Annotated in this window: 12 protein-coding genes, 1 tRNA gene and 1 pseudogene; 5 read left to right on the top strand and 9 right to left on the bottom strand. The window is 64.2% G+C overall.

Annotated features, from left to right (window positions below; translation table 11 throughout):
* Positions 1–447 (top strand): annotated as a pseudogene (locus tag HP547_RS20640) (amidotransferase); the annotation flags it as partial.
* Positions 448–622: 175 nt separating this feature from the next.
* Here the strand turns inward: HP547_RS20640 and HP547_RS20635 are convergent.
* The 3 genes from HP547_RS20635 to HP547_RS20625 all read right to left on the bottom strand — a co-directional run bounded on the left by HP547_RS20635 (position 623) and on the right by HP547_RS20625 (position 3,247).
* Positions 623–1,594 (bottom strand): magnesium and cobalt transport protein CorA, encoded by a 972-nt coding sequence (locus HP547_RS20635; RefSeq protein ID WP_172229387.1) that lies wholly within the window; start codon positions 1,592–1,594, stop codon positions 623–625.
* A 79-nt stretch (positions 1,595–1,673) separates the two neighbouring features.
* The gene (locus tag HP547_RS20630; protein ID WP_172287298.1) at positions 1,674–2,393 is read right to left on the bottom strand and encodes a 1-acyl-sn-glycerol-3-phosphate acyltransferase; all 720 of its coding nucleotides are present in this window, start codon (positions 2,391–2,393) and stop codon (positions 1,674–1,676) included.
* 164 nt (positions 2,394–2,557) lie between these two features.
* A complete protein-coding gene (locus HP547_RS20625) occupies positions 2,558–3,247 on the bottom strand; it encodes a crotonase/enoyl-CoA hydratase family protein (RefSeq protein ID WP_172229391.1) in 690 nt (229 codons plus the stop codon).
* Positions 3,248–3,445: 198 nt separating this feature from the next.
* On the opposite strand from HP547_RS20625, the gene HP547_RS20620 reads away from it, so the two are divergent.
* A tRNA-Ser gene (locus tag HP547_RS20620) sits at positions 3,446–3,535 on the top strand.
* Positions 3,536–3,722: 187 nt separating this feature from the next.
* Here the strand turns inward: HP547_RS20620 and HP547_RS20615 are convergent.
* From HP547_RS20615 to HP547_RS20605, 3 genes are all read right to left on the bottom strand, one after another.
* Positions 3,723–5,855: a TonB-dependent siderophore receptor gene (locus tag HP547_RS20615; RefSeq protein WP_172287297.1), complete on the bottom strand. Its 2,133-nt coding sequence runs from the start codon at positions 5,853–5,855 to the stop codon at positions 3,723–3,725.
* Positions 5,856–6,040: 185 nt separating this feature from the next.
* Positions 6,041–6,421, bottom strand: coding sequence for a hypothetical protein (locus HP547_RS20610; RefSeq protein ID WP_172287296.1), 381 nt, complete (start codon positions 6,419–6,421; stop codon positions 6,041–6,043).
* A gap of 123 nt (positions 6,422–6,544) precedes the next feature.
* The gene (locus HP547_RS20605) at positions 6,545–7,726 is read right to left on the bottom strand and encodes an MFS transporter (protein ID WP_172287295.1); all 1,182 of its coding nucleotides are present in this window, start codon (positions 7,724–7,726) and stop codon (positions 6,545–6,547) included.
* Positions 7,727–7,833: 107 nt separating this feature from the next.
* Between HP547_RS20605 and HP547_RS20600 the strand changes: the two genes are divergently transcribed.
* Positions 7,834–8,718 carry a LysR family transcriptional regulator gene (locus HP547_RS20600; protein ID WP_172232457.1) on the top strand — a complete coding sequence of 295 codons (885 nt, stop codon included), beginning with the start codon at positions 7,834–7,836 and terminating at the stop codon, positions 8,716–8,718.
* Between the two features lie 498 nt (positions 8,719–9,216).
* Here HP547_RS20600 and HP547_RS20595 read toward each other — a convergent pair whose 3' ends face one another.
* Positions 9,217–9,966: a 3-oxoacyl-ACP reductase family protein gene (locus HP547_RS20595; protein WP_172222889.1), complete on the bottom strand. Its 750-nt coding sequence runs from the start codon at positions 9,964–9,966 to the stop codon at positions 9,217–9,219.
* 118 nt (positions 9,967–10,084) lie between these two features.
* Between HP547_RS20595 and HP547_RS20590 the strand changes: the two genes are divergently transcribed.
* Positions 10,085–11,023 (top strand): LysR family transcriptional regulator, encoded by a 939-nt coding sequence (locus HP547_RS20590; protein ID WP_172222893.1) that lies wholly within the window; start codon positions 10,085–10,087, stop codon positions 11,021–11,023.
* Positions 11,024–11,056: 33 nt separating this feature from the next.
* Here HP547_RS20590 and HP547_RS20585 read toward each other — a convergent pair whose 3' ends face one another.
* Complete coding sequence (locus HP547_RS20585) at positions 11,057–11,527, bottom strand: GreA/GreB family elongation factor (RefSeq protein WP_172287294.1); 471 nt, start codon at positions 11,525–11,527, stop codon at positions 11,057–11,059.
* 2 nt (positions 11,528–11,529) lie between these two features.
* Positions 11,530–11,922, bottom strand: a complete 393-nt coding sequence (locus tag HP547_RS20580) for a hypothetical protein (RefSeq protein WP_172287293.1) — start codon at positions 11,920–11,922, stop codon at positions 11,530–11,532.
* A gap of 89 nt (positions 11,923–12,011) precedes the next feature.
* Here HP547_RS20580 and earP point away from each other — a divergent pair.
* On the top strand, positions 12,012–12,209 hold a 198-nt coding region (gene earP, locus HP547_RS20575; RefSeq protein WP_172287292.1), incomplete at its 3' end, for an elongation factor P maturation arginine rhamnosyltransferase EarP.

Raw genomic sequence — 12,209 nt, 5'->3', positions numbered from 1 at the left:
GGTGTGTGCTTCGGCCATCAGTTGCTGGCGTTGACCCTGGGCGGCAAGGCCGAGCGCGCCGAGAAAGGCTGGGGCGTGGGCATCCACCGCTACACGCTGGCGGCCCATGCGCCGTGGATGGACCCGGAAGTGTCCGAGCTGACGTTGCTGATCAGCCATCAGGACCAGGTGACCCAGTTGCCTGAGGGCGCCACGGTGATTGCGTCCAGCGATTTCTGCCCGAATGCGGCGTACCACATTCGCGACCAGGTGCTGTGCTTCCAGGGCCATCCGGAGTTCGTCCACGACTACTCCCGCGCGCTGCTCGATGCGCGCCAGGCGTACCTGGGCGACGAGGTGTACCACAAGGCAGTGGCCAGCCTGGCCACCGAACACCAGGGCGACCTGGTGGGCGAATGGATGTTGCGGTTTATCCAGCAGCCGGCCAGCAACCACGACGCCGCCTGATGGCCGGGGCCGCTTGGCGGCCCATCGCTGGCAAGCCAGGCTCCCACAGACCGCACCAAATTCAAGCCATGCGCCGTACTTGTAGGAGCCTGGCTTGTCGTGGCGACGAACCGCGGCGATGGGCTGCGCAGCAGCCCCATTAACCTTGACTGACTTGCATAGGGTCCGGGCTCTCCTACAGCCAGCCAGACCGCTTGAAGCTGGCATACAACCCTGTGCACCCCGCCACAATCACCCCCAGCACCACGAAATACCCGTAATGCCAGCCCAGCTCGGGCATGTTCTGGAAGTTCATCCCGTAAATCCCGGCAATGGCCGTGGGGAACGCCAGGATCGCCGCCCAGGCCGCGAACTTGCGTTGCACGATGCTTTGCCGTGACGATTCCAGCAGCATGCCGATCTCGATGGTCTGGCTGGCGATGTCGCGGATGCCGGCCAGGTCTTCCATTTGCCGCGTCACGTGGATCTGCACGTCGCGAAAGTACGGGCGCATGTTCTTGTCGATGAACGGGAAGCTCAGCCGCTGCAGCTCTTCGCTCACTTCCACCATCGGCGCCACGTAGCGGCGCAGGCGCAGGATGTCGCGGCGCAGGCTGTGCAAGCGGCGGATGTCCTCGTCTTGCAGCGAACCGCCGAGCACGCTTTGCTCCAGTTCTTCGATCTCGCCATGAATGGCCTCGCTGACCGGCTGGTAGTTCTCGGTCACGAAGTCGAGCAGGGCGTACAGCACGAAATCTTCACCGTGCTCCAGCAGCAATGGCCGCGCCTCGCAGCGCTGGCGCACCAAAGCATAGGATTTGGAGTGGCCGTTGCGGCAGGTGATGATGTAGCCGTTGCCGGCGAAGATGTGGGTTTCGATGAACTCCAGCTTGCCCTCGTGGCGCACCGGCGAATACGTAACGATGAACAGGGCATCGCCGAAGGTTTCCAGCTTGGGCCGGCTGTGTTTTTCCAGGGCATCCTCGATGGCCAGTTCATGCAGGTTGAACTGGCGCTGCAGGTTGGCCAGCTCCTCGGCGTTGGGTTCTTCCAGGCCGATCCACACGAAGTGCCCCGGCTTGCGCGCCCATTCGCTGCCTTCGTCGATGCTGATGTTGGTGACCTTTCTGCCGGCGCTGTACACCGCCGATGCCACGACTCGCCCCATGGTTGTGCGCTTCCCCGATTGAACACGGGTTACAGCTTGGGCCGTAGCCGGCGCGAGGGCAACCTGCACGGGCGCCGATTTAGCCTTCGGCCAATTCCGCTTCCATGCGGTCAATGCACTGCTGCATCTGCGCCCGGCACTGTTCGATCAGCACCGGCAGGTCCCGCACCGTCATGCCTGCCGTGGCAATCGGCGGCAGCGAGCGCACGATCACCGTACGCTGGCGCCAGCTGTTCAGGTTCAGTCGCCCGGCATAGCGGCTGACGCACACCGGCACGATCGGCACGCCAGCCTCGATGGCCATGTGAAACGCGCCTTTCTTGAAGGCCAGCAGGTGCTCGCCAGGGTTGCGCGTGCCTTCGGGGAAAATCCAGATGGAGGTGTCAGCCTGCAGCACGCGGGTGGTCTTGTGCATGGCCTTGCGCGCCTGGTAGGCATTGTTGCGATCGATCAGCACGTTGCCGCCCAGCCAGAACAACTGGCCGAACAGCGGGATCCAGCCCAGGCTTTTCTTGCCGATGGCCACAGTACGTTTTGGCACTGCCTGGCCGAGCACGAACAGGTCGAAGTTGGACTGGTGGTTGGCGACGATCACGCAGCCGGGCGGCTGGTCCCACAGCGGGCCTACCTCGGCCTTGACCTTGATGCGCATCAGCCAGGTAGCCGGCAGGCTGTAGAGGTGGGCGAACAGGCGGCTGTTGTCGGGGTTGAAGGGGCGGCACAGGCCAATGACAAGGCCAACGGCGCCGACGACAAGAAAATGCAGCGCCAGCAGGAGCATGCGCAACGAGTAAAGCATGGTACGACTCACACCAGACAGTCGCGGGGGAGTGTACGGGTGTGCACTGGTTGGGGCAAACCTTGGTGTAAGTCTGTTCCGGCCCTTTCGCGGGTAAACCCGCTCCTACAACGGGCATTCATACCTGTGTGGGAGCGGGTTTACCCGCGAAGAGGCCCGCAAGGTCAGCCCATATGCTGCTGATCCCGCTCGATCGCTTGGTCCAGCGCATCCAGCAGCCCTTTGCGCACTTTCAGCTTGGTGTTCTTGTGCGCCAGCATGTTCAGCTTTTTCAGTTCACGCGCCGCTGCCAGTGCCGCATCGTGCAACTGCTCGGCCGGCACCACCTTGTCGAGGAAGCCGGCATCCACCGCGCCTTGCGGGTCGAATACCTCGGCATTGATCACCGAGCGGTGGAAAGCCGAGCGGCGCAGGCGGTCGCGGGCCAGTTCGATGCCGGCATGGTGCATGGTCATGCCGATCTGCACTTCGTTCAGGCAGACCTTGTACGGCCCTTCGACGCCGATGCGGTAGTCGGCCGACAACAGCAGGAAGGCCCCTTTGGCCACGGCGTTGCCAGGGCAAGCGACCACCACCGGGAACGGGTGCGACAGCAGGCGGCGGGCGAGGGTGGAGCCGGCAGTGACCAGGCTGATTGCCTCTTTTGGCCCGCTGGTCATCACCTTGAGGTCGTAACCGCCCGAGAGAATGCCCGGCTGGCCGGTGATGATCACCACCGCACGCTCTTCGGTGGCGCGGTCGAGCGCGGCGTTGAAGGCGGTGATGACATCCGGCGAAATGGCGTTGACCTTGCCGTTGTTCAGGGTCAGGGTGGCGATGCCGTCTTCGGCGTGGTAGGTAATCAGCTCGCTCATGGCAGAGTCCTTTTGTTGGCGTGGCGACGACGTTACCCAGCGCCAGGGGCAAGGTAAAGCAGCAAGGCTGACTGGTCGGTCAGCGCTCAGCGTGGCTCAAGTGCAAATACATGAAAAATTTGAAAAAAATGCTTGCCAAAGGGAATGTCTTTCACTAAATTAGCGCACCTCGACAGGCCGCAGGGCTTGAAGAGAAACGGTGAAGTGTCCGAGTGGTCGAAGGAGCACGCCTGGAAAGTGTGTATACGAGAAATCGTATCAAGGGTTCAAATCCCTTCTTCACCGCCACATTCTACGAAAAGCCCCCGCGTTGAAAAGCTCGGGGGCTTTTTGTTTCTGCTACTTTTTTGGGGCCGCTTTGCGGCCCATTCGCAGCGCAAGGCTGCTCCTACAAATGACCGCGAACCTGCTGCTGACACGTTCTCGGTAGGAGCAGCCTTGTGCTGCGAATGGGCTGCAAGGCAGCCCCAACCCGCTAGAAGCTGACCGAAGCCGACAGCCGGGCAGTACGCGGCGCACCCTGGAACAGGTAGTTGTCCCCCAGGTAATCCCCCACATCGCGCCAGTAGCGTTTGTCGAACACGTTATCCACGGTCAGCCGCAGCACCGTGTCATACCCGCCTACCTGCGTACGGTAGCGGCTACCCACATCGAACACGGTATACCCGCCCACCTGCACATTGCCCGCCTGGCTCGCATACTTGCTGGCGCTGTAGCGCGCCCCACCCAGCAGCGCCAGCCCCGGCACCGGCAGGCTGTACTCCGCGTGCAGCGCAGCGCGGAACCTGGGCACATTGATCGCCTGATGGCCTTCGTAGGCATCGGTGCCGCTGTTCTGCACCCGTGCACGAATGGCCGCCGCGCTGGCCTGCACCTGCAGGTTCGACGTTACCCAGCCGCTGGCGCCAAGCTCCAGGCCGGTGTTTTTCTGCCGGCCTTGCTGCACGTAGGTGAAGTTGCCGGCACCGTCCGGGCGCGCGTACTGGTAGGCCTGGCGGATCTGGAACAGCGCGGCGCTGAGGCTCAGGCCCTGCCAGTCGTGCTTGAGGCCCAGCTCGAGCTGATGCGAGGTGGTCGGCGCGAGAATTTCGGCGGCATTGCTGGCAAACCAGGGCGCAGTCCCACCGGCTGACAGGCCCTTGGAATAGCTGGCATAGACGGTGGTGTTCGGCTGCGGCTTGTAGATCAGCGCAGCATTGGGCAGCAGCTCGTACTGGCGGGTATGGCGCCCGGCAACACCGGTCTCGTCCCAGGTCTTTTCATCCAGGCGCACTTCGCGAGCGCCCAGTACGGTCTGCCATTGCTCGTTGAAACTGATGCGGTCGCTGATGAACAGGCCGTACTGGCGGCTGTCCAGGCGCCGTTCGCTGGCGCCGATCGGCTTGTCGGACGGGGCGAAGGCGGGGGCGCCACTGTAGATATTGCCGCTACCGAGCCACTCGTTGTAGTAGGGGCGCTGGTCCAGCGTGCGCCGCTGCGCGCTGGTACCCAGGGTCAGCTCATGGCCCACGCCCAGCGCCTCGAAGCGCCCGGCGAGCATGGCCTGTGCCTCATCGGTGCGGCGGGTGTCGTCGGGGCTGCGGAAGTCGTAGATGTCGTAGTCGCCATTGCTGGCGAAGAACGCGCCTTCGCTCGAGCCCCAGGCAAACGCGCTGTAGTCATCGATCACCACCTTGCTGCGCGAGGCGCTCAAGGTGCCGGTCCAGGCCTCGTTGAAGCGGTACTCGAAGCGCCCGCCCAGGTTCAGCGAGTCGTTCTGCACGGGTTTTGCCCACTGCTGGTAGGCCAGGCGGTCACTGGGGTCGATGCCGTGGGGCACTTGGGTGCCGCCGAGCAGCTGGTAGCCGGGCACCGAGCGTTGTTCGCGGTGCTGGTATTCGGCATCCAGTTGCAAGGTGGCATCCGGGCTTATCTGCCAGTCGAAGGCCAGCGAGGCGAAGTCGCGCTTGCCATCGGCGTGGTCGACGTAAGAGCGGATGTCCTCATGGGCCAGGTTGGCGCGCAGGCCAAACTGCTTTTCGCTGCCGAACCAGCCGCCCAGGTCGGTGGCCAGGTAGCGCTCGCCTTGTTCGTTGGTCGACACGGTGACGCTGCGCACGTCTTCGGCGCGCTTGGTCACGTAGTTGATCAGGCCGCCGGGCTCCGACACGCCGCTCTGCAGGCCGGACAGGCCTTTGAGCAGCTCGACCTGCTGTTTGTTTTCCAGGGCCACGTTCTGCTCGCCGGCGATGGTCTGACCGTTGATGCGGTAGCTGCTGGCGGCGTTCAGTTCGAAGCCGCGCACGTTGAAGTTTTCGTAGTAGCCGATGGGCGCATAGCTTTCGCCCACCGAGGCGTCGCTTTGCAGCACTTCGCTGAGCTTGCGCACCTGACGGTCTTCCAGCAATTGCTGGCTGAACACGCTGACCGAGGCGGGGGTGTCGAGCAAGGGTGCGGGCTGGAAGCCGCCCACTGCAGCCTGGCGTGCCTGGTAGCCATCGTTAGCGTAGCTGTCGGAAACCTGCAGCGGGGCCAGTAACACGCTGTCTTCGGCAAGCACATTGGGGCAATGCAGGGCCAGGCCCAGGCTGAGCAGGCTCAGGGGCAGGCGGGGGGGACGCGGGGGCATGCGGGGGCTCCTGGATGCGCGACACCTGTGCGGGCCTCTTCGCGGGTAAACCCGCTGCCACAGGGGCATCGCCACCCGTTGTAGGCGCGGGTTCACCCGCGAAGAGGCCCGCACAGGCCATGAAAAAAGGCGGCATCTTACCAGCCGCCTTCAATACAAAACGATCCAGGCCTTGCGATATTCAGTCAGTCTGCGCGGGTTGGCCGCTTGTGCTGCCGCCAGTTGTCATCGATCTTCGACCAGGTCTTGCCATCGGTAATGGCCATGAGCTTGCGCCCATCCTTGAAGGTGGCCAGGAAGGTGGCTTCTTCTTCCTTGCCACCCAGCCACAGCCCGGCCAGCAACCCCACCGGCCCGGCCACCAACGCCCCGGCCACGCCCCAGCCAAGGGTGCTGCCGAAGCTGCGGCTGGACTCCAGGCTGGCCAGCCTCAGGTCGCTGATACGTGCCAGGGAAATCCGCTCGCCCGGGGAGGGGCTGCGCGGGGTCTTGAGTGTGAGCGATCCGTTGCGATACTCGCCTTCACCTTGCAAGAAATCGCCGGATTGCACCGTGAGTCTTGTCATAAAGTCGTCCTGTCAGGGAAAGGGCATTGACCAGCGCCTACTGAGCGCTGCCCGGGCAGGCAAGTCAACGGCAATACGACGGAGGGTAGTGCGGTGCAATGTCGCCCTCAGGCCGGCACGCGCCTACACAATTGATGTGGCAGGTTTGCGGTTCGCCAGCAGCCACGCCAGCAATGCGAGAGCGCCAATCACCAACCCTGCCACCACAATCCCCATCCAGCCCTGGCGCTGGAACAACTGCGTCCCCAGCAGCGACCCCAGTGCCCCGCCAATGAAATAGCAGGTGATGTACCCGGCATTCAGCCGCGTGCGCGCCTCGGGCCGCAGCGCAATGACTGCGTTCTGGTTGCTCACGTGCACCAGCTGCACCGCCAGGTCGAGCATCAGCACACCTAGCAGCAAGGCCAGCAGCGATTGCTGGGCAAACCCCAGCGGTACCCACGACAGCAGCAACACCACCAGCCCCACCGTGGTCCCCAGCGAGCCCTTGCCACGGTCGGCCAGGCGCCCGGCCCAGTTGGCCGACAGCGCGCCCGCCGCACCGGCCAGGCCGAACAGGCCGATCACTGCATCGGAATAGTGGTACGGGCCTTGCGCCAGCAGGAAGGCCAATGGCGTCCAGAACAGCGCGAACAGGCTGAACGCCAGCATGCCGAGCAGCGAGCGCAGGCGCAGCACCGGCTCTTCGATGAACAGGCGGAACACCGAGCCGATCAGTGCGGGGTACTTCAAACCAGCATGGCTGTGGTGCTGTGGCAGGCTGCGGTACAGGGCCACGGCGGTGATCGCCATCAGTACGGCAGCCAGCACGTAGATGCTGCGCCAGCCGCCTAGTTCGGCCATGAAGCCGGCAGCGGTCCGCGCCAGCAGAATGCCCAGCAGCAGGCCGCTCATCAGCGTGCCGACCGCGCGGCCGCGCTGGTGCGGCGGGCTCAGCGCGGCGGCCATGGGCACCAGGATCTGCGCCACCACCGAGAACAGGCCGGTCAGCGCGGTGCCGAGCAGCAACCACGGCAGGCTCGGTGCGCAGGCACTGATGACCAGGCCCAGGGTGGCAATGACGGTCATCACGGTGATCAGCCGGCGCTGTTCGAACAGGTCGCCCAGTGGCGCCAGCAACAGCAACCCGGCGCCGTAGCTGAGCTGTGCGGCAATCACGATACTGCCTGCGCTGGCGGTGCTCAGGCCAAATTGCTGGGCAATGCTGTGCAACAGCGGTTGCGCGTAGTAGTTGCTGGCCACGGCCAGGCCGGTGGCGGTCGCCATCAGCAGGATCAGGGCGCGGCTGAGAGTGGGGGTGTTCATGCGGTTCTCGTGGCGGGCAGTAGTAAGTGGTGGTGATTATCTGGAAGTGTCAGGCATGACGCCAATGTATAGTTTTCAACTTATCAATCTCGAAAACAGATAGATCAATGAACCTCAAGCAGCTTGAGTACGCCCTCGCCGTGGCCGACACCGGCAGTTTTACCCGTGCGGCTGAACGTTGCCATGTGGTGCAGTCGGCGCTTAGCCACCAGGTGGCGCGCCTTGAGGCACACCTGGGCGTCAGCCTGTTCGAGCGCAGTTCGCGGCGGGTGCGCCTGACGCCTGCCGGCGAGGCCTTTGTGCTCAGCGCCAGGCCGGCGGTGGAGGCGGCCCGGCGCATTGCGGATGATGTGGCGGCGGCTTGCGGCCAAGTGCGTGGGCGCTTGGCGATTGGTGAAATCAGCTCGCTCACCGCGCTGGACCTGGTCGACCTGCTGGCGGTGTTTCACGGCCGTTACCCGGATGTGGACGTGCGCTGGCTTACGGCCAAGAGCGAATTGCTGATCGCCGATGTGATCGAGCGGCGCCTGGACGTAGGTTTCATCGGCCTGTGGCAGGGCGAAGTGGTGCAGGGTGTGCAGCATCGTTTGCTGGCCAGGGAAGCGCTGGTGGCGTTGTTGCCGCCGGGCCATCGGCTGGCGGGCAGGGCGCAGCTGGCGCTGGCCGATCTGGCCGGTGAAGTGCTGGTGGACTTCCCCGAAGGCACCGGGGCGCGACGGCAGACGGACGAGGCGTTTCAGGCGGCGGGGTTGCAGCATCGGGTGCAGTTCGAGATTGGGCATGTGCGTCTGGTCGAGAAGTTCGTGCAGCGGGGCATGGCGGTCGGCCTGGTGCCGGAGCGGGTGGCCGAAGGTATAGACGGCGTGGCGGTGGCGCGGTTGGTGGATGCGCCGGTGCGGCACCTTTATGCCGTGTGGTCATCCAGCCCGACACCGGCTGCCCGGGCGTTTTTGGAGGTGATGGAGCAGAGTTTGGGGGCTGGCGAAGGATGAGCCTTGTTCTATGGTCATGGAATCTCTCATTGGGATTGCATCAGGGCTGACAGGTGCTTGCCGCAAGATATGCAGCGCCCGTGAGATCGAGCGCCGCCCGCGCGGCGCTTCGCGGGTGTCCGCCACCACATCTTCATCGCCTGTCAGATCGAGCGCCGCCCACGCGGCGCTTCGCGGGTGAACCCGCTCCCACATTTGTTGCAACGTGGCCATGCCTGTGAGAAAGGGGTTGCCCGCCTTGGTGCATAGCTTGAGACAGGTGAGGCTGCAGTGGGGTCAACCGAGAAATCCAGTCAAGCCAACAAGGCTGGCAACCATGGCCTGACAGGTTTGGTGCGTTGCAACAAATGTGGGAGCGGGTTCACCCGCGAAGCGCCGCGCGGGCGGCGCTCGATCTCACAGGCGCTGAAAATGCTGCGGCAAGCACCTGGGAGCCCTGATGCGATTACAAAAACAGCAGACTTGCCCGCACACAGCCCCACACAGGCAACCCTCCAATCAGGCCGCAAACCCCCCATCCACTGTCAAACTGGCCCCGGTGATGTACCCCGCCTCAGGCCCCGCCAGGTAAGCCACGAAGCTGGCAATCTCATCGGCCTCGCCATACCGCCCGATCGCCATCAGCGGGATCAGGCTTTCGGCAAACTCGCCGCTGGCCGGGTTCATGTCGGTGTCCACCGGCCCTGGCTGCACGTTGTTCACGGTGATGCCCTGCGGCCCCAGGTCACGCGCCATGCCGCGGGTCAGGCCAACCAGCGCCGACTTGCTCATGGCATACGGCGCGCCACCGGCAAACGGCATGCGTTCGGCGTTGGTGCTGCCGATATTGATGATGCGCCCACCCTGGCCCATGTAGCGCGCCGCGGCCTGGCTGGCGACGAACACGCTGCGCACGTTGATGGCGAGGGTGCGGTCGAAGTCTGCCAGGTCAAAGTCTAGCAATGGCGCCACGGCAAGCACGCCGGCGTTGTTGACCAGGATGTCGAGCCTGCCGAAGGCCTTCACGGCGTCATCCACGGCCAATTGCACAGCAGCGGCATCGGCGCTGTCGGCGCGCAGCGCCAAGGCCTTGCCACCAGATGCCTTGACTTCATCGACGAGGGCCTTGGCCGGGCCTTCGGAACTGGCGTAGGTAAAAGCGACCTGTGCGCCTTCCTTGGCCAGGCGCCGCACGATGGCCGCACCAATGCCACGGGAACCGCCCTGTACCAGAGCCACTTTGCCTTCGAGGGTAAATTGCTTGGACATGCTCATCTCCTGCTGGAAGCCAGGCTGAAATGCCTTGGATGGGCGCAGTATCGGCGCTCGATTACCTGCTGATAAGATGGCAATCACTATCAGCAGAGTAAACCTTTGGTTGCCAATCATGGCCATGGAATCGTTCAACGCGTTGGAGTGCTTCATCCGCAGTGCCGAGGTCGGCAGTTTTGCCGAAGCCGCCAGGCGCCTCAGCATCACCCCGGCTGCCGTGGGCAAGCATGTTGCCCAGCTGGAAGCGCGGCTGGGGGTGCGGTTGTTCCAGCGTAGTACCCGCAAGCTGACCTTGACCGAAGCGGGGCAGCGTTTTCTTGGGGAGATCAGCGACAGCTTTCGCACTATCCAGTACGCCGTGGCCAACCTGGCCAGTTCCGAAGGCCAGCCTGCCGGGCTGCTGCGGGTGAGCATGGGCACGGTATTCGGGCGTTTGTATGTGTTGCCCTTGCTGGCTGAATTCCTTCGGCGCTACCCGGCCATTACCCCGGACTGGCATTTCGACAACCGCCAGGTGGACCTGATCGGCCAGGGTTTCGACGCAGCGATTGGTGGCGGTTTCGAGCTGCCGCCGGGGGTGGTGGCGCGCAAACTGACCCCCGCCCACCGGGTGCTGGTGGCGGCGCCGGGGTATCTGGATCGGCATGCACCGATCAACGACCCGCAGGTACTGCAGCGGCATGACGGCATCCTGATCCGCTCACCGCAAAGCGGGCGGGTGCGGTCGTGGCCGTTGACCAGCCGCTGGCAGGCGCAGCAGCCGCTGCAACTGCGCCAGGCGATGACCATGAGCGATTCGGATGCGGCGTGTGCGGTGGCCGAGCAGGGGTTGGGGGTGGCCCTGGTAAGCCTGCCGTTTGCCGTGCCCTACCTGCAGGCCGGGCGCCTGCGGCGGGTGTTGCCGGACTGGTACGTAGACGATGGGCATATCAGCCTGTATTTCGCCCAACACAAGCTGTTGCCCGGCAAGACCCGGGCGTTTGTCGATTTTGTCGTGGAGCAATTTGCCGAGCAGGGGTTGGCGGGGCGCTTCGATGCCTTGCAAACCCTTTGACTGTGTAGCGCCTGTGCCTGTCAAGAGGCCAGTTCAGACCACATCCACTATGAACAGTACCTGCGGCCCCAGGTTCACCTCGTCATCCACCTTCTTGCCGAGCAATTGCTGCCCCAGGGGCGAGCGCGGGGTGATCACCGTCACTAGTTCATCCCCCTGGCCAATCTTCAGGCCGGCAGCCTCGGGCCCGAGGAACACCCGGCGCTGGCCGCCGTGCTCATCTTCCAGCGTCACCAGGTTGCTGACCTGCACCCCGCGCGCCGGGTCATGCTCACGCAGCAGCAACTGCTGGTAGATCAGCAGCGCCTGGCGGATTTCGGCGCTGCGGCGGGCTTGCCCGGTAGCCAGGTACGAGGCTTCCAGCCCGAGGGTGTCGTACTTGTTCTCGGCGATGTTCTCTTCGGCGGTGGCGGTTTCGTAGGCTGTTTGCGCCGCACGGGTCAGCACCTCCAGATCATGCTCGAGGATGGCGACGATCTGTGCCAGCAGGTGGGGCTTGTTCATGGTCAGTAGCAGAACTCCAGCACGTTGGCCTGGCTTTTGTCGGTGGGCGCGGTGCGGTTCTGCTGCAGCCAGAACTGGCACCTGGGGCTGTTGAGGTTGCGCGGGTTGCCCTGGGCGGCATCGGCAGCCTGCTGCTGTTGCTGTTTGTTCAGGATGTGTTGGTAGCGTTCGAACATCTCACCCTGCGCGTCCATCGGCTGTGCCGCCGGGGTTACAGCCGGCGCGAGCGCCGGGGCCATGGCCTGGGCCACCGGCAGTACCTGGGCCGGCCACAGTTGCAGGGCCAGCCACAGGCTCAGGGCGATGGCGACGGCGCCAAGCCAGAGGCCGAAGGCTACACAGAGTATCAACGGCAGCGGCTTCAAAGTGATCTTCAGTTCACGTGGGCGGGGCATGGCTACCTCCTTGGCAGGGTGGGGCGGGGTGCATTGTCGCATGCTGTCGGGCAAAATCCGCGTTTTTCAGTAGGCAAGGGGAGGGGCACATGAAAGCCACCTGGGACATCTTCTGCAGCGTCGTCGACAACTATGGCGACATCGGCGTGACCTGGCGCCTGGCTCGCCAGCTTGTCGCTGAGCACAACCTGGCGGTGCGCCTGTGGGTGGATGACCTGAATGCCTTTGTGCCAATGTGCCCCGGGGCGGATGCCACTGCCGCCCAGCAATGGCAGCACGGCGTGGAT

This window comes from Pseudomonas sp. CM27 (assembly GCF_013179515.1).
Lineage (GTDB): Bacteria > Pseudomonadota > Gammaproteobacteria > Pseudomonadales > Pseudomonadaceae > Aquipseudomonas.
The sequence above is the reverse complement of the archived record's forward strand: the minus strand, read 5'-3'. Positions and strand labels throughout refer to the sequence as shown.

What these genes read in the sequence shown, in the direction of transcription:
- HP547_RS20635 (WP_172229387.1), bottom strand. Translation starts at nt 1,594, where the DNA reads ATGGGGCGAGTCGTGGCATCGGCGGTGTACAGCGCCGGCAGAAAGGTC.
- HP547_RS20630 (WP_172287298.1), bottom strand. Translation starts at nt 2,393, where the DNA reads ATGCTTTACTCGTTGCGCATGCTCCTGCTGGCGCTGCATTTTCTTGTC.
- HP547_RS20625 (WP_172229391.1), bottom strand. Translation starts at nt 3,247, where the DNA reads ATGAGCGAGCTGATTACCTACCACGCCGAAGACGGCATCGCCACCCTG.
- HP547_RS20615 (WP_172287297.1), bottom strand. Translation starts at nt 5,855, where the DNA reads ATGCCCCCGCGTCCCCCCCGCCTGCCCCTGAGCCTGCTCAGCCTGGGC.
- HP547_RS20610 (WP_172287296.1), bottom strand. Translation starts at nt 6,421, where the DNA reads ATGACAAGACTCACGGTGCAATCCGGCGATTTCTTGCAAGGTGAAGGC.
- HP547_RS20605 (WP_172287295.1), bottom strand. Translation starts at nt 7,726, where the DNA reads ATGAACACCCCCACTCTCAGCCGCGCCCTGATCCTGCTGATGGCGACC.
- HP547_RS20600 (WP_172232457.1), top strand. Translation starts at nt 7,834, where the DNA reads ATGAACCTCAAGCAGCTTGAGTACGCCCTCGCCGTGGCCGACACCGGC.
- HP547_RS20595 (WP_172222889.1), bottom strand. Translation starts at nt 9,966, where the DNA reads ATGTCCAAGCAATTTACCCTCGAAGGCAAAGTGGCTCTGGTACAGGGC.
- HP547_RS20590 (WP_172222893.1), top strand. Translation starts at nt 10,085, where the DNA reads ATGGCCATGGAATCGTTCAACGCGTTGGAGTGCTTCATCCGCAGTGCC.
- HP547_RS20585 (WP_172287294.1), bottom strand. Translation starts at nt 11,527, where the DNA reads ATGAACAAGCCCCACCTGCTGGCACAGATCGTCGCCATCCTCGAGCAT.
- HP547_RS20580 (WP_172287293.1), bottom strand. Translation starts at nt 11,922, where the DNA reads ATGCCCCGCCCACGTGAACTGAAGATCACTTTGAAGCCGCTGCCGTTG.